The sequence below is a fragment of the Edaphobacter lichenicola genome (assembly GCF_014201315.1).
In the GTDB taxonomy this organism is placed as follows: Bacteria; Acidobacteriota; Terriglobia; order Terriglobales; family Acidobacteriaceae; genus Edaphobacter; species Edaphobacter lichenicola_B.
In genome coordinates this window covers 357,519-380,895 of the sequence record NZ_JACHDY010000002.1, presented here as the reverse complement: position 1 = coordinate 380,895, position 23,377 = coordinate 357,519, and the positions used below count along the sequence as shown (strand labels likewise).

The window sequence follows — 23,377 nt, the reverse complement described above, 5'->3', positions numbered from 1 at the left end:
TTACACTCGGTCCAGATCTCTATGCCTCGCCTGCTCAAAGTAGTGTTACCGGCCTGCCTGTCTTTCTTTGTAGCGCTGTCCCTGCTATCTGGACTTGCACAGAGTCCGACACAAAACGTACCTGGAGTGCAGGCGCCAGAGCCGCTGGTGGCCTCTCCGGGAGCTTCGGCTGTTGAAGCAATGCCAAGTCTTACGCAGCTGCGAGCTATGATCGATCGTGGGCTTGCAGTAGCTGCTCTGAAGCAGCTGGATGTGCTGGCTGCGCAACGGCCGGTGCCCGCGGGCGTCAATCGGCTGCGTGGTCTTGCGTTGTACTCGGAAAACGACTTTACGGATGCGGATGTTGCGCTTGCGAGTGCGTTGACGCAGGACCCCCATGATGAAGAGTCGGCGCAGCTGCGAGGGCTGACGCTGTTTCGGCTGGGGCGGCCGGCGGATGCGATTCCTTTGCTCGAGTCTGCGTCCAGCTGGACGTCGCAGACCAGGATCGATCCTAATTATGTGCTCGCGCTTTGCTATGTTGATACCAATCAATACGACAAGGCCCGTGCGGCGTTTGCGACACAGTATGGCTTTGCTCCCGATTCGGCGCCGGCTTATCTTCTGGCTGCGCGAATGTTGCTGCGGCGAGACGGCCTGCCAGTGGCGCAGCAGTTTGCTACGAAGGCGCTGGAGTTGGACCCGCAGCTGCCGCTGGCTCATTTGCTGCTTGGCGAAGTAGCGCTGGCCGGAGAGCATCTGGATACGGCGATTGCGGAGTTTGAGAAAGAACGGAGCCGTAGTCCGCTGGATGGGAGCATCTACGACAGGCTTGGGGACGCTTATAGCCGGTCGGGGGATTATGCGAAGGCACAGCAATCCTTGCAGCGGGCGCTGTTGCTGGAGCCGAATGCGACGGGACCTTATATTCTGCTCGGTAAGGTTTTGCTGAAGCGGCAAGATCCTGCCAGCGCGTTGATGTATTTGGAACGTGCCGAAAAGATGGACTCGAGCAACTACATCACGCATAGTCTGTTGGGGCAGGCGTATCGATCGCTGGGCAGGGCAGAGGACGCGAGTCGAGAGAACGAGATCTCGCACAAGATACAGTCAGCGAACGAACCCAAACTGGAAACGCTTCATTGAAGACGAGGGGGCATGCTTGTCGCGGAAGAGGCTATGCGGATCACATCTCAGGACAGGCTGGGGTCGTCACGATCGTATGGGTAGGTTTCCTCAGGACGAGTTTGTTGCGGTGAAGGCAATATTGATTGCCTGGATGGCGCTGTCGAACATCGCTCATTCGCAAGAGCCTTCAGCGGCGTTGAAGAAGGCGGATGCGGCGTATCGTGCAGGTCAGGCTGCCCTGGCTCAAAGAGATTTGAACGCCGCTCAGGCTGACTTTGAGCAGGTAGTTAAGCTCGCTCCGCAGGCTGAGCAGGGGCACAGTGCGCTTGGAGCAGTTTTAGTGAGTCGCGGGTTTGTGAAAGAAGGCATTTATGAGCTTGAAAGAGCGCTTGCGATAGAGAGCACCGATAACACCGCGCAGATGAATCTCGCGATGGCGTATGAACAGATCGGTTTGTCAGGGAAGGCGATTCCGTTATTTTCCAGATGTGAAGCGGGGGCGCGTCTGCAGAAGAGTGCACTGCCTTCCTATGTCCTCGCCGGATATGCACGTTCTCTTGCGGCGAATCATCAGACCGGGCTTGCGGTAACAAAGATGAAGGCTGCGCTCGCCGCAGACTCGCAGAACGCTGAGCTCCACGATGAGCTTGGTTCGTTGTACGCCCAGCAGAAGGATTGGACGCATGCACAAGGGGAGTTTGCGACAGCCATTGAACTGAATCCCAATCTAGCGGTCGCGCATTTGCATCTTGGTCTGGCGATGCGGGCTCGGGATGAAAAGGATGGGATGCCCGAGTTGATGCAGGCAGCGCAACTGGCTCCGCAGGATGCGATGATTGCGCTTGAACTTGGCAAGGCGTTTGCGGCAGATGGGAAGGACACGGAGGCGATTCCGGTCTTCCAACACTTGCTGGAGCTGGAGCCGAGCTCCACAGCAGCTTCGTATCAACTCGCTCTCGCTTTACAGCGGTCGAACAGAGCGCAGGAGGCGATTGTGCTGCTGAAGACAGTCGTTGCCGCAGAGCCGAAGAACGCTGAAGCCATGACTAATCTTGGGATGGCGCTTTGTCAGGCGCAACAGGCTAAAGACGCAGTGCCTGTTCTCGAACGTTCCATCGCGCTCGCACCGGAGAGCGTGACGGCGCATCAGAACCTTGCGGCAGCTTATGTGCAGTTGAGCCAGTTTGGCGATGCCGTGGTGGAACTGCACCAGGCGTTGAAGCTGGCACCTGACGCGCCTCAGCTGCACTATAACCTGGGTCTTGCACTGAAGATGCAGGACGATGCGGTGGGCGCTATCCCCGAGCTGGAGACTGCACAGAGGCTTGATCCGTCGGCGGCGGAAGCTCCATATCTTCTCGGCGTGCTCTACATGCAGACCGGGCGATATGAGGATGCGGCGCGTGAGATGAATATCTCCCTGAAACTTCGTCCTGAGAATGGAGACGGATGGGCGGCGCTGGGGAGTGTCTACGACAAGTTGAACAAATTACCTGAAGCTACGTCGGCGCTGCGGGAGGCTATCCGGCAACTTCCGGGGCAGCCCGATCCGCATTTGACGCTCGCGGCTGTGCTGGTTAAGCAAAACCAGCCGGGTGAGGCCGCAACGGAACGCCGGAAGGCAGCAGAGCTAATGCGGAGCAACATGAACCGTCAGCGTGCTGAGGTTGCCACCAACGCTGGAAACTCTGCGCTGAGAAACAATGACCTGGAGGGCTCCATCACACAGTTTCAGGATGCATTGGGCTACGACGCAAACTACGCTGAGGCACATCTTGGTCTTGCAGAGGCACTGGACAGGAAGGGTAAAACCGCAGAGGCGTCAGCGGAGCGTCAGAAGGCTGAGGCGGTGAAGACATCTGGAGCTCCCTAGTCGCCTGTCGAAGTTCGACACAGAGTAGTTGCCAATTGCTGACGAACGGCTTATGTACAGTGCTTTGGAGCGTTCGCTATAATTCGGCGCACAGGAAGGGACGGTTTGTTAGTGGCTCTTGTGCTGATCGTTGGCGCGCATCATCCCACTGCATGTTATCCATATTGAGACCAGGATCATCTTGAGAACAAAATTCACTGATATGAATCGCCGTAGATTTATCCGATCCCTTAGCCGTACTGCCCTGGTGTTGCCGTTTGCGGATATTCTGGCGCTGGCTTCGCCGTTGCAGCAGCAGGCTCCGCCGCCAAAGGGTATAGGCCCGCAGGAGCGCAGCTACGATGCGAAGACTGCTCCGCCTCCGCCTGGAGAGAGGTCTCCGATCGAGGATATGCCGCTTGGCTTGAGTTTTTTCGACGTTGCGAAAGAAGCTGGCCTTACGAGCAAGACTATCTATGGAGGGGAAGCGAAGAATAAGTATCTGCTGGAGACAACGGGTTGTGGGCTGGCTTTTTACGACTACGACAATGACGGATGGCTTGACCTGTTCCTCGTCAATGGCTGGCGGCTGGAGGGGTTTCCCATGGGACAGGAGCCGCGTTGTCATCTCTTCAAGAACAATCGCGATGGAACCTTCACTGACGTAACTACCGGCTCTGGCCTAGAGCATAAGATCGGTTGGGGGCAGGCCTGCTGCGTGGGGGACTATAACAACGATGGCAATGACGATTTATTTGTAACTTACTATGGTCAGAATGCGCTGTACCGCAATAACGGGAATGGAACCTTTACCGATGTGACACAACAGGCGGGTCTTCTCCAGCCTGGACCGAAGGTGCGTTGGAATACGGGTTGCACGTTTGTCGATTACGACCGCGATGGGCATCTTGATCTGTTTGTCGCCAACTATGTTGACTTCGATCTGAAGACTGCACCTTTGCCGGAGGACGGGCCGTGTACGTATAAAGGGATACTTGTAGCGTGCGGTCCGCCGGGGCTGGCCGGTGGCAGAAATATCTTGTATCACAACAACGGCGATGGAACCTTTAGTGACGTTAGTGAGAAGTCTGGAATGTGGACTGCGGTTGGAACCTACGGGCTTAGTGTCGCCGCGTCGGATCTGGACAATGATGGTTGGCCTGATATCTATGTTGCAAATGATTCGGCGCCGGCCACGCTCTATCTGAATCAGAAGGATGGAACCTTTCGCGACATCGCGATCGAGGCCGGAGCGGCACTTTCGGCCGAAGCCAAACCGCAGGCAGGGATGGGCGTTTCGATTGGGGACTATAACCACAGCGGCAGCTTCGACATTGTGAAGACAAACTTCGCGGGCGATACCGATTCGCTCTACACCAACATGGGGGATGCGACGTTTGAAGACCACACCTATCCCAGCGGATTGGGAGAAAATACGCGACTGCTTGGATGGGGCGTTGGCTTCTTCGATATGGACAACGATGGATGGCTCGATATCTTAATGTCGAACGGCCATGTCTATCCTGAGGTAGACAAGTCAAAAGCTGATCTTAAATACGCGGAGCATAAGTATCTGTATCGGAACCTGCACAATGGCCGCTTTCAGGACGTCACGAATAGAGGTGGTCCGGGGATATTGGAGGATGTGCCGGCGCGTGGCTGTGCCTTTGGCGACTACGATAACGACGGGGATCTGGATATCGTCGTGAACTGCATCAACGCAGGGCCACAGCTTCTACGCTGCGATTCGACACTGAATCGTAACTGGATCAAGATCAAACTGGTTGGTGTGAAGTCGAACCGTTCCGGGATTGGAAGCCGGGTGATTGTGACTGCTACAACGACACCCGATGCTGCAAAGCCTTCGAGGCAGCTTGACGAGCTACGGAGCGGAGGCAGCTATTTTTCGCAAAACGATATGCGGATGCACTTTGGACTCGACCGGGCCAAAAAGGTGGATATTGTCGAGATACGATGGCTTAGCGGGCAGGTGGATCAACTCAAAAATCTTGAGGTCAACCAGCTTTATGTCGTTCAGGAAGGCGGGAAGATCTTGAAGGCTGGCCCGCTGAAGGGAGCGAAACGGAAGAGTTAGACGCGGGCTCTCTTTTTTATTTGACAGCGGAGTGGGGAGAGTTCAAACTCAAGCACCATGCGACTAGCCCTTCTGAGTCTTCTGACAATTGTCTTGCTGCCGACGCCAGGCAAGGCTCAACTTCCCGTCTTCAAAACTACTCCAGAGAGCAGCAGTATCAACTTTTACGTTAAAGCTTCTGTTGCTCTGGTCGGTAAATTCGATAAGTGGGATGCTTCTTTGAAGTTCACCTCTTCGGATGTAACGACGGCGGTTCTGGATATCCGGATTGCGGCGGGCACGGTGAATACCGGGAGTGGAATAAAGGACAAAAGGCTGAAGAGCAAGGATTTTTTCGACGTTGAACAATCGCCGTCGATCACGTTTCACTCAACGAAGGTGGTGCAGACTGGCCCCGAAACCTTTGATGTCTTTGGTAATTTTTCCATACGGGGGGTATCTAAACCTGAGACTTTGAAGCTGACGGTTTCTGGTAAAGGCACGGGGTCGGGCGTTATCAAAGGGGCTATGGCGTTTGATCGCAAGGACTATGGGATGACGAGCGGGATTCCTTTTGTGAAGATCGCCGACCGCGTTGAAGTGGATGTGGACTTGAAAGTAGAGCAGGTCAGCGGGCCTCGACTGGTCTATAAGCAGTAGTCTCCCAGCGGTTATCTCCGGTCGCACCAGGACCAGTAGACCTTACCTCGCACGCCCGCGCAGAAAACCGAAGCGTGTTAGAGTTCTTAGTCGAGGTTCCTTCGAACGGACGACCTACGAAAAATCGCGCAGCAGAGGGCTCTTACGAGACGCGCATTTCTGCGCTCTGCGGCGGTGACCGGTGCCGGCAGTCGGTTGCTTGGCTTTGCTCCGCTGCGCGCTGCGGGGATGCCTCGACTGCAGAAGACGGTCGTCGTTACCTTTGGTGGGGGAGCGCGTGACGAAGAGACCTTTGCCCCTGAGGGACAGGAAAATATTCCTCACATGATGAAGGAACTGATCCCTCAAGCGACATTTTTCACGCAGGTGGTGAATCGTGGAATTCTTGGGCATTATGTGGCAAATGCCAGCCTTGCTACCGGCGTCTACGAGCGGTTCGATAACTTTGCCGATGTTGCGCCGATGAATCCGACGGTCTTTGAATACTTCCGAAAGGGATTGGGCAGGCCTGCTAATGATGCGTGGGTGATTGCTCCGAGCAATGGCTTCAACCGCATCGGACAGAGTGATGGGACGCAGTTTGCGCCGGGTTTTGGCGCGCAGGTGATTTTGCCGAAACATCTGCTGGCTGCAGCTCTTGGCAAAAGCTCCGCGAACTCGGCTGGTCTTGAGTTCCTGTTACAGGATAACTATGAGACGCCACTCTTTACCCCGCAAGGAGTGCAAAGCGAGTTGCAGCTCTCGCGGTTGACAGAGATGCTGCACCTTTCGGTAGACGACTTCACACGACATGCGAAGACGTTGTCCAGCGCTGATGAACTTTCGGTGTACGTGATGCGGCAGCTAATGAGCAGGTTTGCGCCGAGTCTGCTTTGGATCACACTTCACGATATGGATATCGCGCACTCGGGGGCGTATTCACTTTATGTGGAAGGCATCCGCCGAACCGATCGGCTCTGCGCAGAGATATGGCAGATGATTGAGAACGACCCCGAGTACAAAGGCCGAACAACGATGCTGATACTACCCGATTTTGGGCGCGACTCGGACTTCAGTGCGTCAGGCAATGGCTTTCAGCATCACCGGACGGGAGATCCACTCTCGCGAACCACGTGGATGATGGCCATGGGACCACGCATTCGGCAGAACATCACGGTTGATCGTGCCCTTGAGTCGATCGATCTTGTCCCTACTCTTGGCGCGATGATGAGTTTCGCTACGCCGCTTGCCATGGGCAGACCGGTTGTTGAGGTGCTTTGATGGTTCCAGGCGATCTGCGCGTCGAAAGCTTTGCTCACTATCCGCCACAGGCGCGGTCGTTTTCTGTGGAGAATCTTTCGGTGCTGAAGCGTATGCCGCTGATCTTGCTTTCTGTTGTGCTGAGGCAGGTGATTCAGTACGACTGGTGTTTTCCCGCAGAGAGGGAACAGCTACGCCTAGAATTCGATTTGTTGAGGCGGACAGAGGCAGCATCCTTTGAAGCGTTGATGGCGCCTTTCTTCGCTATTCAACTCTCGCCTGAGTTGCGGAGAGCGGATTGGATTAACAGGCCGCAACAGTTTAGCGAGCAACTGACTGGCTACCTGTGGTCTCAACACGAGATTGATAGTTTCCATAAGGCCGCACAGGATTATCACGAGTATCTGCAAAAGGCTCTTGGAGAAAGGACTCCGGTCACTCCGCGCTGGACGATTGTCGTCATCGGGCAAGGATCCGAGGAGGTGAAGCAGCCACTGTTTCGGAAGCTGGCACCCCACGGCACGATGTTTACACAGCTGGACCCTGCAGATGGACTGAAGACTCTGGTGGCCGAGGTGAAGGCGCGAACGAAGCAACATCCTTTGAGATACGGCCATTGGTATATCGAAGGAAGTGAGCCGCACATCGCGGCCGTCGATGCTGAGGGATTGACTGTGATGTCGTACAACAGGCTCGTTCCTGTGGCGAAGCGAGAGTTTGCGCTGCTGAATCAATTCACGCATAGAGCGGAGAATGGCGGAGTTGCAGGGGCGGAGGCTATAAGTTCCTATATGGCGGGTCTCAGTCCGGAGGATGTGGATCTCAGAGGTACAGCCGATGATGCCTCGCTGCGACACTTTGAAGTGAATCTGCTGACACAAGGGGCGGGCTGCCAGATATTCAGCACGACCTTTGTTCAATGGGCATCGCGCGAGTGTCTGCATCGTGCGGAGCCGCTTACCTTGTTCGCTCGATTTGGAACGCGACAGGCGAACGCGCCGATGGAACAGTTGCTGATGCGCGATCCTCTTCAACAGGCGCAGGATCAGGAAGGCTCACTGATCGACGCGGATATGGGTGCGTACTATGCGTGGATCAACCAGTCCAGATTGGCCTGAGCGGATCAATCCCGCTTTCTCGCGTGGTTTGAAGGTCATGGACTCGCATGTGCTATCGCTCCTACGCTGGCTCGGGGAACGACTTCTACAGCATCCGCAAAGATGGATCAGTTACTCGACTGGATGCGCTAAGACTTTGCCTCAGTACAGAAATCCTCAAAACTAATTGGTGAAGAAGCTCCGGCAAGTTGGAGCTCGAGTCTCCATCGAAAGTGCTCCTGGCTGTCGAGATGGCATGCGGTTCCGTGATGTACGGCAGAGGCCAGTGAGTCCTTGTTGGACGTTGTGGGCTCGAGCGCTACGGTGTATTGCTTCTTCGCTCCGTTTTCCGGCCACGCTCCTGAACAGATCCATATGCCTATGAAAGGGAGGGCAGAGGGATCGAACCGCAGGATAAGACCTTGGCTTATCCTGCGCCGGTAGAGACCACCCCAACCCAAATTGCCTATGCGAGCAAATAACTTGTGCGCTGTTACGCCGTCCTTGTCAGCAACTTCGCTTAAATCGACGATCGCACCCGATGTTGATTTTGCAAGTGGCCACGCGATGGAGCTATCGGTACGAAAGAGGTTGCCGGCGGAGTACTCTACCGAAAGTTCATTGATCCCATTGGGTAATACGATGTGGTCCCCTGCATCGACACGAAGGAGAGGATGAGCAGACCAGAGCCAGGTTGTTGGTGAGTTCGACCTGTTGAAGAGGTCGTAGTCGAGGATCACTGATGAACCCTTCAAGGAGATCTTCCTTGTCAGTCTAAGAGGGCGTGATACTGCGTCGACGTGAAGGGTAATGGCTGCGTTCTGCGAATCGACTTGCCACCTTTGTCGCCATAGATCGCCGTGGTCGGGGATAGGGTGTTCGTCGGCAATGCTTTCGCTCCTCGCGACGCTTGGTAGACATTCGTCAAAGCCTCCCCCATCGCTTTGGCTGAAGTCGGCGTTTGGCGAGGCAGGATGATAGCCGTTGAGCGGTGGCAGCAAAAATTCTTCTCCTGTTCTCATACTGGCCAGGGAGGAAATTTTGCCTCCAAACGAGGGGAGCACCTCGATTCGCAGGAGTTCGTTTTGAAGGGAAAGGGGTTCGTGCTCGTTCATTTGGGATGTCCATTCCTCTCGTCGACTTTACGCTACAGGTCTCTTTCAAAAAATATCTTGACAGTGTGGTTTCTTCTGTGACATTGTTTTTTGCGGTAACGAACACGTTATTTCTGTTCATCCAAATTTGTACAAGTGCGTGACCTTTATTTCGTGTACCTACACACTGCAAGTACTTCTTACACCGGTGGGTAGATGAATTGCCTTCTTCAAAGAGCCAGATCTTTATTTGAGTAGACAGGAGAGGTTTCATGACAGAGAAACAGTTCTGCTTCGCCGAACCCCGGACGTTCCAGAGGCAGGTCGAGGATCAGCCTCTACGAAACCTTCATCGCTTCCTTCTTGCATTGTTTTTTGCTGCCGCTTCACTCTTCGTGGCCGTTGTTTCGGTGGAAGCGCAGACACCCGGAATTGCAGAGCGGCCTTATCTCGGCTGGAGCAGCTTTAGCCAACAGACGATCTCGAGCAACTTCCTGACGCAGGCAAATATGGCCGCTCAGTCGGACGCGCTGCTATCTTCCGGATTGCAGGCTCATGGCTTCAACTACATCAATATGGACTCTGGCTGGCAAGGCAGCTTTGACGCGTACGGTCGTCCCACTCCAAATCTGACGACCTTCCCCGATATCACTGCTCTGGTGGCGCACATTCATGAGAACGGACAGAAGGCAGGAATTTACTGGATTCCAGGGGTGGAATATCCGGCCGTTGTTGCCAACTCTCCGATCCTTGGCACTCCGTACCATATCCAGGACATCCTGACGGTTCCGTACCAGGCGGGGAATGCCTTTGGTGCTCCTGGAACCTCTCCTTATCACTACAAGATCGACTTCACCAAGCCGGGCGCGCAGGAGTACATCAATTCGGTAGTGGATCTGTTCGCTTCCTGGGGCATCGACGCGATCAAACTCGATGCGGTTACTCCGGGGTCGTACAGCTACGACCTGTCGATAGACAATCGTGCGGACGTGGCGGCTTGGGGAAAGGCAATTGCGCAGAGTGGCCGTCCGATCTGGTTTACGATCTCGTGGGCCCTGGATAAGGACTATCTCAGCGTGTGGCAGCAGTACGCGAATGCTCGCAGGATCGAAGGCGACATTGACTGTGAAGGCAACTGCGCGACGATTACGAATTGGGCCATGGCTTCGTGGCGGTTCTACGATCTTGTGGGATGGCAGAACGATGCAAGTGCCGCGGTCGGCTGGAATGACCTGGATTCGCTTGAGGTGATGAACAATACCACCTCTGGCCTGAGCTCGGAAGAACGGCAATCGATCACTACGCTTTGGGCGATGGCGAATGCGCCGATGTACCTGGGCGGAGATCTGACAAGTCTGGACGACTTCGGCAAACAGATCTTGACCAATGATGAGGTGCTCGCTATCAATCAGTCCGGCCATCCGGCGAAGCAGGCACTGGGCGGAGATACTCCGGTGTGGGTCTCCGACCTGGGTGACGGGAGCTACTATGTGGCCGTGTTCAATCTGAATGCATTTCCATCCCGTGTGACGGTGCCGTGGAGTAGTCTGGGCTTCGCGAATGCGCCGAGCGTTCGTGACCTGTGGAATCACATTGAACTGGGTAGTTATGGCAAAGCCTTCAGCACAACGATTCTGGGTCATGGTGTACGGCTTTTGAAGGTCAAGGGGCAAGGACGCGTCCAACCTGCCGAAGCGCAGAGCTATGAGGCAGAGGCGGCTACGTTGAGCGGCACAGCCGTGATCGCGGCCTGTGCGGGGTGTTCGGGTGGAGAGAAGGTCGGTGGACTGGCTGTGGGTGCGAATAACACCGTGACCTTCAACAATGTCACGGTACGTCGAAGCGGCGTGTATCAGATGCAGATAGATTCGTTGACTCAGGGGCCGAGGTCTCTGATCTACAAGGTGAACAACGGTCCTCTTACGACACTGAATGTTGGCGGAGGAAGCTTCTTTCTTCCGTCGAGCACCACTGTTTCAGTGCCACTGAATGCAGGAGTCAACAGCCTTCAATTTGGCAGCCCTACGAGTTATCCGCCAGATATGGACCGTATTGTGATTCGTGGAGGCGGATTTGGGGCTCCTCCGCTTCCGAATTCAGTTACGTATGAGGCGGAAAACGCCACGTTGGCGGGAACCGTCACTCCTCCCTACTGCGAGTACTGCTCGGGTGCCGCGGAGGCGGGCAACATAGGTGGGGGCAGCGGCAACACTGTAACCTTTCCGAACGTCATCGTGGATAAGGCTGGAGCGTATCTGATGGAGATCGACTACCTGACGAGCGGTCCGCGGTCGTTCTTTATGACCGTCAACGGTGGAACCAGCACAGAACTCGACCTGAATGGAAGTAGCTTCAGCTTGCCTACCAGCGCGGTAATTTCGGTGCAGTTGCAGGCTGGATCCAATACGATCCAGTTCGGCAATGCCACAGGATACGCTCCGGCGTTGGACCGAATCGCGATTGCGCCGGTTGTTGAGTCCGCAAACCTGTCTGCATCCATCGTGGGTAAGGCTGGAGCTCAGAATCTGCGCGTCTGGAAGATATCGCTGAACAACCTCGGTGAGGGCCGTGCTGCCAGGTCTGAGATTAATACTTTTTCATTAACTCAGTCGAGCGGGGATGGAACTTGTTACCCGAAAGTGATCGGGCGACTGCCGATCGAATTGGGAGATATTGTTTCGAATGGCCACTCCAACATCAAGGTTCCGATCGATTTTTCGAAGTGTTCAAACAACGCACAGTTCAATGTGAATCTCGTGTTCAGCGCAAATAATGGAGCTGATGTTGGAAGCCTCGGCGGCAGTTCGGAGATACGGTAGAGTTTTTTCGTTTCAATTGATTGGAGTCACTAGAAGAGTGGGAAGAGGCAACGGTTAAGAGCATCCCGGCTGCCACTCCCGACTCTGCCACTCCCACCTACCTCTCCTGCGGGAGGCAGGCACGTACAATCCGTGGTCCGAAACTTCGGCATGGCTCATCCCAGCATGACGTCACGTCAGAGGCTCCTGGGTCGAGGCGCCATGCAAGCCATCTATGGGTGGTCCGAAATGAAGTTTTACTGTGCAATGGAAGTCAATTGGAATCAAAGCAATGATTTACGTGTACGACCACGGTAGGTTATATTGTGAAGCAAGCTGTGGGTTAAATAACCAAATTCCGCATTTTCTTGACAATGCCCTGATCCGTGCCTACAGTTTCATTTACGGTAACGTGCACGAAGGGTGAAGGAGTGAAATGCCTTTATCGATCTTAGAGGTTTCTACCTATCCTTCGTTTGCGCAATCGTGACTTTGTCGGGGAACGAGAGATGACGCAGAAAAAAGACTCGAATGGGAACGAAGCTTCTTCCAACGGAGCGGAGTTTCAGAAGCTGCAACTTCCACCTGCTCCGGCCTCTGAACTAGGGGCGGTGAAAGTATGGGAAGAGCCGGTCGTCATGCGAACTTACATGGCCGCCGCGCCAGATTCTCATCCGATGTTCCTCGAGAAACGCGTCTACCAGGGAAGCAGCGGTCGGGTGTATCCGTTGCCAGTGATCGACCGCGTCGATACGGAGCCCCGGCTCCATGAGTGGAGAGCCGTACACATCGAAAATGAGTACGTTCGACTGATGGTTTTGCCGGAGATTGGGGGCCGTATTCATGTCGGGTACGACAAGCTCAACGGCTACGACTTCTTCTATCGACAGAATGTAATCAAGCCCGCTCTGGTTGGACTCGCGGGACCGTGGGTGTCGGGAGGAGTGGAGTTCAACTGGCCGCAGCACCATCGTCCTGCGACCTTTATGCCGGTTGAAGTGGCAATTGAGCGGGATCCGGATGGATCGGTCACGATCTGGTGCAGCGATCATGATCCGATGGTGAGGATGAAAGGCATGCATGGTCTTTGCCTGCGTCCTGGTAAAGCTTATCTCGAGCTCAAAGTACGCCTCTACAATCGCACGCAGGATACACAGACTTTTCTGTGGTGGGCGAATGTTGCGACGCGTGTCCATGAGAAGTATCAGTCTTTCTTTCCGACGGACGTGCGATTCGTTGCCGACCACGCCAAACGCGCGGTGACGGAGTTTCCTCTCAGTCAAGGATGCTATTACGGAGTCGACTATGGACAGCGTGCCGTGAGTGGGGTTCCAGAGGAGGAAAAGCCGTCGAAGTTTGTGCCGGATGGGTCTTACCCACCCAATGATCTGAGTTGGTACTCGAACATTCCGGTTCCAACCAGCTATATGGTTGCGAACTCTAAAGGAGATTTTGCTGGAGGGTACGATCATGCCGTCAATGCCGGCATGGTGCATGTCGCCAATCACCATATCGCCCCTGGGAAGAAACAGTGGACGTGGGGGAATCACGACTTTGGATACGCCTGGGACCGAAGTCTTACTGAGTCAGACGGGCCTTACATCGAGTTGATGGCGGGAGTTTACACGGATAATCAGCCCGATTTCTCTTTCCTCGCACCAGGAGAGACGAAGAGCTTTAGTCAATATTGGTATCCCATTCGCGAAATTGGTGTGCCGGATCTGGCGAATCTTGACGCTGCAGTTCGACTTGAAAGGGCAAGAGGTAAAGTCGTTGTACATCTCCTGGTCACTCGCTCTATCCTCAACGCTCTTGTCTGTCTAAAAAATGGAGGAAAGAAGGTCGCGGAATGGCGGGGTAGGTTGCAGCCTGAGACGCCGCTCCACATGGAGTTATCTGTCGGTGATGACTCTGGTCTGTTCGAACTCTTATTGATAGAAGGGGACGAATTAGAAGAAGACGTGATTCTTCGATACGTCCCGACTGAGATTGTTGCGGCATCCGCTCCTGAGGTGGCCACTGAGCCAGGTTTGCCAGAGACCATTTTAACTAGCGATGAGTTGTACCTGATTGGGCTGCACCTTGAGCAGTATCGCCATGCGACGAGAACTCCTGAAGATTATTGGCTGGAAGCTATTCGTAGAGATGCAGGAGATAGCCGATCAAATCACACACTGGGACGCTGGTATCTTAGACGAGGCGAGTTCTCGATCGCCGAACGATATCTGCGAACTGCTATCGCGAGACTTACGGCGCGCAATCCAAATCCTTATGATGGTGAGCCACACTACAACCTCGGATTGACACTGCGCTATCAGGGCAAAATCGATGAAGCTTATGAGGCTTTCTATAAATCTACATGGAACGCCGCTTGGCGCGGCCCCGCCTATCATCGACTGGCGGAGATTGACTGCGGCCGTCGGGAGTGGCCACGTGCGTTCGATCATATTGAGCGTTCTCTGAGGGCAGAGGCGGACAATCTGAACGCGCGTAATCTCAAGGCTGTCGTCTTGCAGCGCTTCGGCAGAATCGCGGAGGCAAAGACATTGATCAAGGCGACTCTCGATCTTGATCCTCTTGATAACTGGAGTAGATATCTCGATACCGGCAGTATTCCCCAGAATGGTCAGCAGAGGCTAGACCTTGGTCTCGATTTTTTGCGTTGCAACCTTCTGGACGACGCTTTGAAGGTCTTCTCAGCCGGTACGGAAGAAGTGGAAGCTGGCTCGTCGGCCATGATGCTTTACGCTCTAGCATACGTCTACGGGCTTCTTGGTAGGGAAGATGAAAGTGAAAAGACTTACCAGTTAGCTTCTGCTGCGAACGTGGACTATGTATTCCCCAGCAGGTTAGAGGAGTTGCTCCTACTTGAAGCCGCGATGGAGCGGGATTCACTGGATATGCGCGCTCCCTACTATCTCGGTAATCTGCTGTACGACAGGCGACGCCACGAAGAAGCCATTAAACTGTGGGAACGTGCGGGGGAACTTGATTCACAGTTCGCAACTATCTGGCGCAATCTTGGCTTCGCATATTACAACGTCGATGGGGACGAGAAGAAAGCGCGTGAAGCCTATGCGCGTGCTCGCGTGCTTTCCCCAGAGGATGGTCGGATACTTTATGAACAGGACCAATTGCTGAAGCGCACTGGTGAACCTGCTTCACAGCGGCTCTCGGTGTTAGAAGAGTCGTTGGACTTGGTCGCATTGCGTGACGATCTATCAGTCGAACTGGCCACCCTCTATAACCAGGTAGGCCGGCCTGCGGATTCATTGAAGATATTGCAGTCTCGTAGATTTCAGCCATGGGAGGGCGGGGAAGGCCTGGTGCTGTCACAGTATGTTCGATCCAATCTGCTGCTTGGATTCAAGGCCCTAACGGAAAAGGATGGACCGACGGCGATTCGGTTATTTCAAGCCGCATGGAATCCGCCGGAGAGCATAAGCGAAGCAAAACATCTTCTTATGAATCTAAGCATGATCGACTACTGGTTGGGCACCGCGTTTGCGGCAAATTGTGATCATGCCAATGCTGCGCTGCATTGGGAGCGTGCTGCACAACATCGCGGTGACTTTCAACAGATGCAGGTCTATTCCATTTCGGATAACACCTATTGGAGCGCTCAATCTCTCGCCAGTCTGGGACGGAACGAAGAGGCGATGCGAATTTTTCAGGAGATATACGACTACTCTTTCGACTTGGAGCGGCAAACCCCTAAGATCGACTACTTCGCTACCTCGCTGCCTGCGATGCTCCTCTTCGAAGAGAACCTGGTTCAGCGGCAAGAGATCTCGGCGAAGTTTTTGCGCGCCCAGGCATTACTGGGTCTGGGCCAGATAGGCCCTGCGGTCATTCTGCTGAACGAGGTATGTCGGCTCGATAGAAACCACGCAGGGGCCGCCGATCTGTTGGCAGCAGTTGAAACGGTGGTGAGCTGACCTATGCAAACTCTTCCTGTTCGTCCTGGTACGGACGTTTCGCCGATCGAGGTTCAAAACACCGTTTACCTTTGGGCTATTACGCTGGTGGCGGCGATGGGAGGGCTGCTGTTTGGTTATGACTGGGTGGTGATCGGCGGAGCTCGGCAATTCTATGAGGCTTATTTCCAACTCAATTCTGAGCAACTCGTAGGATGGGCCAACAGCTGCGCTCTGGTTGGCTGTTTCGTGGGATCCTTCGCGGCTGGATACCTGGGAGATCGCTTCGGGCGCAGGCGGGTACTTCTTGTCTCTGCGATTCTCTTTGCGATCTCCTCAGGGCTGACTGGCTGGACCTATTCCTTTTCGGCGTTCATCTTTTGGCGCATTATCGGTGGCACAGCGATTGGACTTAGCTCGAATATCTCCCCTCTCTACATTGCGGAGATCAGTCCGGCGCCCGTTCGAGGCCGTCTGGTCAGTCTCAATCAGTTTGCCATTGTGGTCGGTATCTTATTAGCGCAGATTGCAAACTGGCAGATTGCTCGTCCGATTCCGGATCGGATAAGTCATGCAGTATTTCTACAGACGTGGAACGTCCAGTATGGATGGCGTTGGATGTTCTGCGCCGTTATGGTGCCGGCAATTATGTTTACGGTCATGTCCCTCTTCATTCCCGAGAGTCCGCGTTGGCTGTTGGCCAAAGGCGATGAAGCTTCTGCCTATAAAGTCTTGACCAAGGTTGGAGGGCTCTCCTATGCGTTGAGCGAGGGCGCGAACATTAAAAAAACACTGCAACTGGAAACGGCCCTGAAAACCTCATGGAGAGAACTCTGGTTACCGGGTGTTCGGAAGATAGTGCTGATAGGAGCGGCTCTGGCCGTGCTGCAGCAATGGACAGGCATCAACATCCTCTTCAACTACGCAGCCGAGGTTTATCGCAGCGCGGGGTATGGGGAAAACGACATCCTCCTCAACATCGTGATTACGGGAGCCATCAATCTTATCTTCACCGTCATGGCAATGCTGATCGTCGATCGCGTCGGACGCCGTCCGATGATGCTGTTTGGGTGTATTGGTATAGGTATCTCTCACTTACTCTCTGGAATGGCTTATCGTGCAGGCTGGCATGGCAGCGCAGTTCTGGTGCTGACGCTGAGTGCGATCGCGTGTTACGCCCTCACTCTGGCCCCTGTTACCTGGGTTCTGATCTCCGAGATTTTTCCGAACCGAGTTCGCTCCCAGGCGGTCTCTATCGCTGTGAGCGCCCTCTGGATAGCATCCTTTGTGCTGACTTATACCTTTCCTCTGATTAATCATGCGCTCGGCAGCTCAGGTACTTTCTTAGGGTATGGAGTCATCTGCGTGCTGGGTGTGGCTTTCGTCTTCTTCTTCGTGCCTGAGACGAAAGGGCGAACTCTTGAAGAGATTGAAGCTCAAGTACTTTCAGTGAAGTGACGGGGCCATTCCTTATCGAGATCGAATGCTCGCGACGAACTCCGCCAGCGAAAAATCACTGTTGCGGATTCAGCGCCAGCTAAGCCCATGGCATGCAACTATTTCCAACGCACCCGTTGCGGAAGCTCATTAGATTGGCTCATTTATGGGAACGTACACGAATTCTTGGGAAGCATCCACGCAGGGTAGTTACAACTAGAAAAAGAGAGTTAATAATTATACTTGACAGTCTCTATTATAGAGGCATACCGTGTTTTCCGGTAACGTACACATTACGAATCACCATCTGGAGTTGGGCAACTGATGCTGGTTATTATTTTTCGATTATGCGAGGCCTGTAGTGGTAACAGCTGAGAAACCGATAGTTAGAGAGGGCACTGAAATGACAAAGAGTCGATTTATACGAGGTTATGAAGGAGCCAGGTTCTATTCGCTCTTCTTTGCGTTCTTGTTGGGGTTGTGGATGATAACCCAGAGTGCAGTCGCGCAGGTCGACCAGGGCGCTATAACGGGGGTTGTGCAGGACAGCAGCGGGGCGATAGTCCCGGGTGCCGCAGTCACTGTGACGAACGTCGATACGGGTCTGGTGCTGCAAGGAACTTCGAACGGTAGCGGCTTCTACGTGTTTTCACCGTTGAAGATCGGCAACTACAAGATGGTTGTCACTGCGAAAGGCTTCGAGACAACCATGCGCGAGAATCTCCACCTGGACGCCCAGCAAAGATTGAATATCGTCTTCGATCTCAAGCCAGGCTCCGTATCGGATACAGTGACCGTCACGGAGGCGGCGCCGCTGCTAGAGACCCAAACCAGTTCGGTAGGACAGGTGATCAGCACCGATACCATCAACACTACGCCTCTCAATGGACGCAATTTTGTCTATATTGCACAGCTGACCGCCGGAGTCGCACCGCCCTTTGGAAACACGCGCGGCAGTGGCACAGGAGACTTCGTTGCTAATGGACAGCGTACGTCGCAGAACAACTTCATTCTGGACGGCGTAGACAATAACACCAATCTCGTCGACTTTCTCAACGGTTCGAGCTACGTCGTGCGTCCTCCTCCCGACGCGTTGTCGGAGTTCAGTATCCAGACCAGCAACTTCAGTGCGGAGTTTGGACACTCGGCCGGCGCTGTATTGCAGGCAAGTATCAAATCCGGAACCAACAAGATTCATGGCAGCCTGTGGGAGTATGTTCGCAATACGAGCCTGGATGCAAAGGCATGGAATGCGCTGACCAATCCTCCGTATCACGAAAACCAGTTTGGAGGAACGCTCGGGTTTCCAATTATTCGTGACAAACTTTTCTACTTCGGCGATGTAGAGGCTAACCGCATCGCATACGGTAATCCAGGTACGTATACCGTGCCCACGCCATTGATACGGCAGGGAAATTTCTCCGAACTGCTCAATCCGAGTTTGAATAACGGACAGGTGGTTCAGCTCTATCAACCTAACTCTGGGGGGGGGGCGGCCAACACGTTGTCCTGCAACGGTCAAAACAATGTCTTTTGCCCAGGCCAGATCAACAAAGTCGCTCAGAATCTACTTAGTCTGTTTCCGCAGCCTAATACGAATGGCGGGAAGACCTACCAGAACTACGTGGTAAATACTCCAACCCATAACAATACCGTTCAGTTCGATCATCGCGTGGACTGGAACATCACCGCCCAGGATCAAGCGTATGCGCGTTATAGCTATGTGCATCAGATCGCGGTCAATGGCCTTCCGCTTGGCAATCCTCTTGATGGCACTGGATACGGAGGAGAGCACGACATCAATCTGTACCAGAGCTTTGTTGGAAGTGAGACTCATTTCTTTACGCCTACACTCGCCAATGAGTTTCGTTTCAGCTTCAGCGCGGGCAGGTCGTCCTTCCTTCAGCCAAATGCAAATGTCGACCTTGCTCCGACGCTTGGTTTAGGCGGTATTCCGTTTTCTCCTAACGAAGGCGGTCTGCCACTGTTTCAGGTTTATGCCACTCCGCAGTCAGGGGGAGGAGTCAGCAACTTCGGCTCACAGGGCACATCGAACGAGACCCAGAATGTTTATCAGATCCTAGATAACGTAACCAAGACAGTGGGGAACCATTCCCTGAAGTTCGGTGTGGCGTTTCAATCGGTTCGAAACTTCTATCGGTATGCACCTTCTTCTCTGGGGAACTATTACTTCACGGGGCTCTACACCAGTGACCCCGCGGTTAATAGTTCATCAACCTTTACTACCGGTTCCGGCATCGCGGACTTTCTTGCAGATCAGGTCAACACTTCGGCAATCTCGACTGCTCCAAACGTCAATGATGCCCGGTGGTATGACTCCGTGTACGCTCAGGATGACTGGAAGATTTCCACCCGGCTTACGCTCAATCTAGGAGTGCGGTACGACTACTACCAGCCGTATAAGGAAAACTCAGGACGTCAGGAAAACTTTATTCCCGGTCCCCCGCTGGCAAACGGAGCCGGCACAGGCGCGTTGGAGTTGCCAAGGAGTATTCAGAATACAGTTCCTCTCGGCACTTTGTTCCCGTCCATTTTGGCGAAGGACAATGTAACTATCAAGTATGTGAATAACGAGCGCCTTGTCTCAACTCAGTTGACAAACTTCGCTCCGCGCATAGGCCTGGCGTATCAGTTGGATTCGCAGACGGTGATTCGAGCGGGTTATGGCATCTTCTATGGTGGCCTGGAGAGCAATGGAGGCAATAATCTTGGTGATCAGTTTCCTTTCAGGGCTCAGGTGAATACCAATCCGGTGAGCTGTTCTCTGGGGAATTGCCCTTCGAATGGAATTACTCTTGAGACCGGTCTGGCTGGTGGCCTAGCCAATGGATTGCTGAATGCTGTCAATGACCCTGGGTTTCATGCGACCGACGGCAATACCAAGACACCCTACACCCAGAACTACAACTTGTCCTTCCAGCATCAGTGGTCGTCCAACCTGTCGAGCACTATCAGCTATGTAGGTAATGTCGTGCGTCATCTCGGGACCTACTACGATCCAAATACGATTCGTGCGCTGTATCCGTCGGGAACTGGAACGCAGTCCTTGCAACCGTTCCCGGATCTCGGAGGAATCGGAACGATTCATTACGGCGGTGTAAGCACGTACAACTCGCTGCAGGCTAAAGCCGAGAAGCGTGTCTCGCATGGGTTGAGCTTCCTGGCGACCTATACGTGGGCTCACGCATTGGATGACACGAGTTCTGCGGGCGGTCTCTCGACGGCAATAGGTGATCGGCAGTTAGCCATTATTCCAGTCATCGATGAATACACCAACTCGGTCTACGATGTTCGCAACCGATTCACGTTGAATGGCAACTACGCTCTGCCCTTTGGGCTCGGGCGAACCTACTTGAATCACTCGAGGCTGCTCGATCTGGCCGCAGGCGGATGGTCAAGCAGCCTAACCTGGGTAGCTCAGAGTGGAACTCCTTTCACGGTCAATCCGAGCAACAACGGGCCCTCAGGGGCGGGCGACAGGCGTGCCATCGCAATCAACGATCCCTTTGCACCGGGCGGCGGTCCGGGCTGCCCCACCCAAACCAGAACTCGTGAACACTATTACAACCCGTGCTCATTTGCCAATCCGCTGTCTGGCAACTTGATTACGTCACCAGTAACGGATATCGCGACAGCGATCCAGTATCTCGGTGGACGATCCAATCAGATCTACGGTCCTGGCTACTACGGAGTGAATATGTCGATCTTCAAAAACTTCACGACATTCCACGAGCAGTTTCTCCAGTTCCGCGCTGACGGATTCAACGTTCTCAACCATCCAACTCTTGCCAATCCGGCAATTCACGACAACACTGCGAGTGGAGGGCTGATCAACGGTCCGAAGACGTTCCAGAACAATACGCCGGATGCGCGGTTCTTCCAGCTATCACTGAGATACGCTTTCTAAATAAAAGTGCGGATCTCAAAGTGAAGATGTAGATATGCGGGGAAGAGGGAGCTTTATTTTCGAGTTCCCTCTTCCCTTATCCACCTTAGCCGCATTCTCAATAGTCAAATTGATTCTGCGGTCGTGACATTCTTTGGGAGTCGTCCATCATGCGTTTGGTTTTGAGCAGTCTGATCGTTGTGTCAGCTTTATTAGTAGTAACTGGTGTTTCGGAGGGTATCGCGCAGTCGGGGCCTGTTACGTTGCAGTCTCCTGATGAACGGCTTGTCATGCAGTTCGCCACCGTTGCGGAGAAAGAATCCAATGGCGCAGCGGGTAAATTGGTTTACTCGGTTTCTTTTCGCGGAAGACCATTGCTCGATCAATCCGCGCTTGCGCTTGAACTAGGCGACCAGCCTGCGCTGGGCAGCAATGTACAAATCGCTGCGAGTACTCCAGGGCGGGGTAGCGACGCCTATAGCCTGATAGCGGGTAAGGTCGGAAGTGTTCATGATCAGTACAACAGCGTGGTTGTACGTGTTATCGAGGGCAACGAACCGAAACGTTCGCTCGAGATTGAGGCGCGCGCCTACAACGATGGAATCGCTTTTCGTTATGTCTTACCCGAGCAGGATGCGATTAAAGAACTTCGTTTGAAGCAGGAGGATACGGAGTTTCGCATTAGCACAGATGCTACAACCTGGGCGTTGGCGCTTCCCAATTATCGAAGCAGTTACGAGAGCGAATACGTGAAGCTGCCTATAACAGCTTTCAGTAATCAGGGAGGGGTTTCGAGTAGTTTTCTGATTGGTTTGCCATTGCTGATGCATTCTCCCGGTACAGCATGGATGACGCTTACCGAGGCGGACCTCGAAGGAAATTCCGCCATGTACGTCACCAACCCATCGGGCAACTGGGCTGGTCATCTATTCATCTCGAAGCTTTCGCCGCGATTCGAGGACCCCAATCTTGCCCTGACGGGAACTCTGCCGCATCACTCGGCGTGGCGAGTTCTACTGGTTGCGGACGAACCGGGCAAGCTTATGGAGTCCAACATTATCTCGGATCTGAATTCTCCGAATCGCGTCCAGGATACGAGCTGGATTCATCCCGGAAAGGCTTCATGGAACTGGTGGGCCGGAGACCTGGGGCCTGACGGAAAAGCGGAGTACACCACGAAGAACATGGAGTACTACGTGGATTTCGCCGCACAATCCGGGTTTCCCTATATGCTGCTCGATGCTGGCTGGGCGGATGTACGTGACATTACAAAGATGCGCGGCAATGTAGATGTGCCGGAGCTGATTCGCTATGCCAGCACGAAGAATGTCAAGGTCTGGATATGGCTCTACTCCACTTCGGTGATGAACCAGATGAAGGATGCCTTTCCTCTGTTTGAAAAGTGGGGCGTCGCAGGCGTGAAGATCGATTTCATCAATCGGGACGATCAGGACGGGATCAAATTTTATTACGATGTTGCTCGGGAAGCGGCAGAACACCACCTGATGGTGGACTTTCACGGAGCCAGCAAGCCCTGGGGTATCGAGCGTACGTACCCAAATGTGCTCAGCTATGAAGCGGTTTTAGGGATGGAAAACAACAAGGTCGCGCGACGAGATAGTCCGGTCGACCGTACCGTCTTTCCATTCACGCGCATGGTGGCGGGGCCGTTGGACTACACTCCGGGCGGTTTTGACAACGTCACCGAGAACGATTTCGTTGGCCGCGATCAAAGTCCCATGGTGATGGGGACGCGAGCACAGCAGTTGGCGCTTTACGTTGTCTTTCAAACTCCATTCCAGATGGTGTCTGATAGTCCGCTGGCCTATGCGCATCAACCAGCGTTCAAGTTTATTCGCGATGTCCCCACCCAATGGGACTCGATGCATGTTCTCAGCGGAGAGCCCGGGGAGTTCGTGACAATTGCACGCAGTCACGGGGAGGAATGGTATCTGGGAAGTATTACCAACTGGACTCCGCGCGACTTACGCGTCTCGCTGAACTTTCTTGGGGCAGGCCGGTACACTGCGGAGATCTATCAGGATGCGGCGGATGCAGGAGATCATCCCAAAAACGTAGAGATCAAGAGACAGACCGTCCGGAAAGATGAAGAGTTAGTGCTTCACCTGGCCAAGGGGGGTGGATGCGCGATCCGTTTTGTTCCTCAGCGTGAAGGGAATGGGAACTAGATCGTC

General features: G+C 53.9%; 12 protein-coding genes. 11 read left to right on the top strand and 1 reads right to left on the bottom strand.

Annotation, left to right across the window (positions count from 1 at the left end):
• The first annotated feature begins 207 nt into the window (after positions 1-207).
• The 6 genes from HDF09_RS07905 (at position 208) to HDF09_RS07880 (ending at position 8,050) form a co-directional block, all read left to right on the top strand.
• Positions 208-1,125 (top strand): tetratricopeptide repeat protein, encoded by a 918-nt coding sequence (locus tag HDF09_RS07905; protein ID WP_260181017.1) that lies wholly within the window; start codon positions 208-210, stop codon positions 1,123-1,125.
• A gap of 76 nt (positions 1,126-1,201) precedes the next feature.
• Positions 1,202-2,980 (top strand): tetratricopeptide repeat protein, encoded by a 1,779-nt coding sequence (locus HDF09_RS07900; RefSeq protein WP_183764347.1) that lies wholly within the window; start codon positions 1,202-1,204, stop codon positions 2,978-2,980.
• 202 nt (positions 2,981-3,182) lie between these two features.
• Positions 3,183-5,054: a CRTAC1 family protein gene (locus HDF09_RS07895; protein ID WP_183764344.1), complete on the top strand. Its 1,872-nt coding sequence runs from the start codon at positions 3,183-3,185 to the stop codon at positions 5,052-5,054.
• 57 nt (positions 5,055-5,111) lie between these two features.
• On the top strand, positions 5,112-5,693 hold the full coding sequence (locus tag HDF09_RS07890; RefSeq protein ID WP_183764341.1) for a YceI family protein: 582 nt from the start codon (positions 5,112-5,114) through the stop codon (positions 5,691-5,693).
• 228 nt (positions 5,694-5,921) lie between these two features.
• Positions 5,922-6,953: a hypothetical protein gene (locus tag HDF09_RS07885; RefSeq protein ID WP_260181016.1), complete on the top strand. Its 1,032-nt coding sequence runs from the start codon at positions 5,922-5,924 to the stop codon at positions 6,951-6,953.
• The gene (locus HDF09_RS07880; RefSeq protein ID WP_183764338.1) at positions 6,953-8,050 is read left to right on the top strand and encodes a hypothetical protein; all 1,098 of its coding nucleotides are present in this window, start codon (positions 6,953-6,955) and stop codon (positions 8,048-8,050) included. Before HDF09_RS07885 ends, HDF09_RS07880 begins: the two co-directional genes overlap by 1 nt.
• A 128-nt stretch (positions 8,051-8,178) precedes the next feature.
• Here the strand turns inward: HDF09_RS07880 and HDF09_RS07875 are convergent, their stop codons facing one another.
• On the bottom strand, positions 8,179-9,144 hold the full coding sequence (locus HDF09_RS07875; RefSeq protein ID WP_183764335.1) for an aldose epimerase family protein: 966 nt from the start codon (positions 9,142-9,144) through the stop codon (positions 8,179-8,181).
• 251 nt (positions 9,145-9,395) lie between these two features.
• Between HDF09_RS07875 and HDF09_RS07870 the strand changes: the two genes are divergently transcribed.
• The 5 genes from HDF09_RS07870 to HDF09_RS07850 all read left to right on the top strand — a co-directional run bounded on the left by HDF09_RS07870 (position 9,396) and on the right by HDF09_RS07850 (position 23,371).
• Complete coding sequence (locus HDF09_RS07870) at positions 9,396-11,942, top strand: alpha-galactosidase D (RefSeq protein ID WP_183764332.1); 2,547 nt, start codon at positions 9,396-9,398, stop codon at positions 11,940-11,942.
• A gap of 488 nt (positions 11,943-12,430) precedes the next feature.
• Complete coding sequence (locus HDF09_RS07865; RefSeq protein ID WP_183764328.1) at positions 12,431-15,859, top strand: tetratricopeptide repeat protein; 3,429 nt, start codon at positions 12,431-12,433, stop codon at positions 15,857-15,859.
• A gap of 3 nt (positions 15,860-15,862) precedes the next feature.
• Positions 15,863-17,296: a sugar porter family MFS transporter gene (locus HDF09_RS07860; RefSeq protein ID WP_183764325.1), complete on the top strand. Its 1,434-nt coding sequence runs from the start codon at positions 15,863-15,865 to the stop codon at positions 17,294-17,296.
• Between the two features lie 463 nt (positions 17,297-17,759).
• Positions 17,760-21,203, top strand: coding sequence for a TonB-dependent receptor (locus tag HDF09_RS07855; RefSeq protein WP_260181015.1), 3,444 nt, complete (start codon positions 17,760-17,762; stop codon positions 21,201-21,203).
• A gap of 149 nt (positions 21,204-21,352) precedes the next feature.
• On the top strand, positions 21,353-23,371 hold the full coding sequence (locus HDF09_RS07850) for a glycoside hydrolase family 97 protein (protein ID WP_183764319.1): 2,019 nt from the start codon (positions 21,353-21,355) through the stop codon (positions 23,369-23,371).
• The last annotated feature ends 6 nt before the right edge of the window (positions 23,372-23,377 follow it).

Excerpts from the sequence above, each read along its gene's own strand:
- HDF09_RS07885 (WP_260181016.1), top strand. The coding sequence starts at position 5,922 with ATGCCTCGACTGCAGAAGACGGTCGTCGTTACCTTTGGTGGGGGAGCG.
- HDF09_RS07875 (WP_183764335.1), bottom strand. The coding sequence starts at position 9,144 with ATGAACGAGCACGAACCCCTTTCCCTTCAAAACGAACTCCTGCGAATC.
- HDF09_RS07905 (WP_260181017.1), top strand. The coding sequence starts at position 208 with ATGATCGATCGTGGGCTTGCAGTAGCTGCTCTGAAGCAGCTGGATGTG.
- HDF09_RS07895 (WP_183764344.1), top strand. The coding sequence starts at position 3,183 with ATGAATCGCCGTAGATTTATCCGATCCCTTAGCCGTACTGCCCTGGTG.
- HDF09_RS07880 (WP_183764338.1), top strand. The coding sequence starts at position 6,953 with ATGGTTCCAGGCGATCTGCGCGTCGAAAGCTTTGCTCACTATCCGCCA.
- HDF09_RS07850 (WP_183764319.1), top strand. The coding sequence starts at position 21,353 with ATGCGTTTGGTTTTGAGCAGTCTGATCGTTGTGTCAGCTTTATTAGTA.
- HDF09_RS07860 (WP_183764325.1), top strand. The coding sequence starts at position 15,863 with ATGCAAACTCTTCCTGTTCGTCCTGGTACGGACGTTTCGCCGATCGAG.
- HDF09_RS07865 (WP_183764328.1), top strand. The coding sequence starts at position 12,431 with ATGACGCAGAAAAAAGACTCGAATGGGAACGAAGCTTCTTCCAACGGA.
- HDF09_RS07855 (WP_260181015.1), top strand. The coding sequence starts at position 17,760 with ATGATAACCCAGAGTGCAGTCGCGCAGGTCGACCAGGGCGCTATAACG.
- HDF09_RS07890 (WP_183764341.1), top strand. The coding sequence starts at position 5,112 with ATGCGACTAGCCCTTCTGAGTCTTCTGACAATTGTCTTGCTGCCGACG.
- HDF09_RS07900 (WP_183764347.1), top strand. The coding sequence starts at position 1,202 with ATGGGTAGGTTTCCTCAGGACGAGTTTGTTGCGGTGAAGGCAATATTG.
- HDF09_RS07870 (WP_183764332.1), top strand. The coding sequence starts at position 9,396 with ATGACAGAGAAACAGTTCTGCTTCGCCGAACCCCGGACGTTCCAGAGG.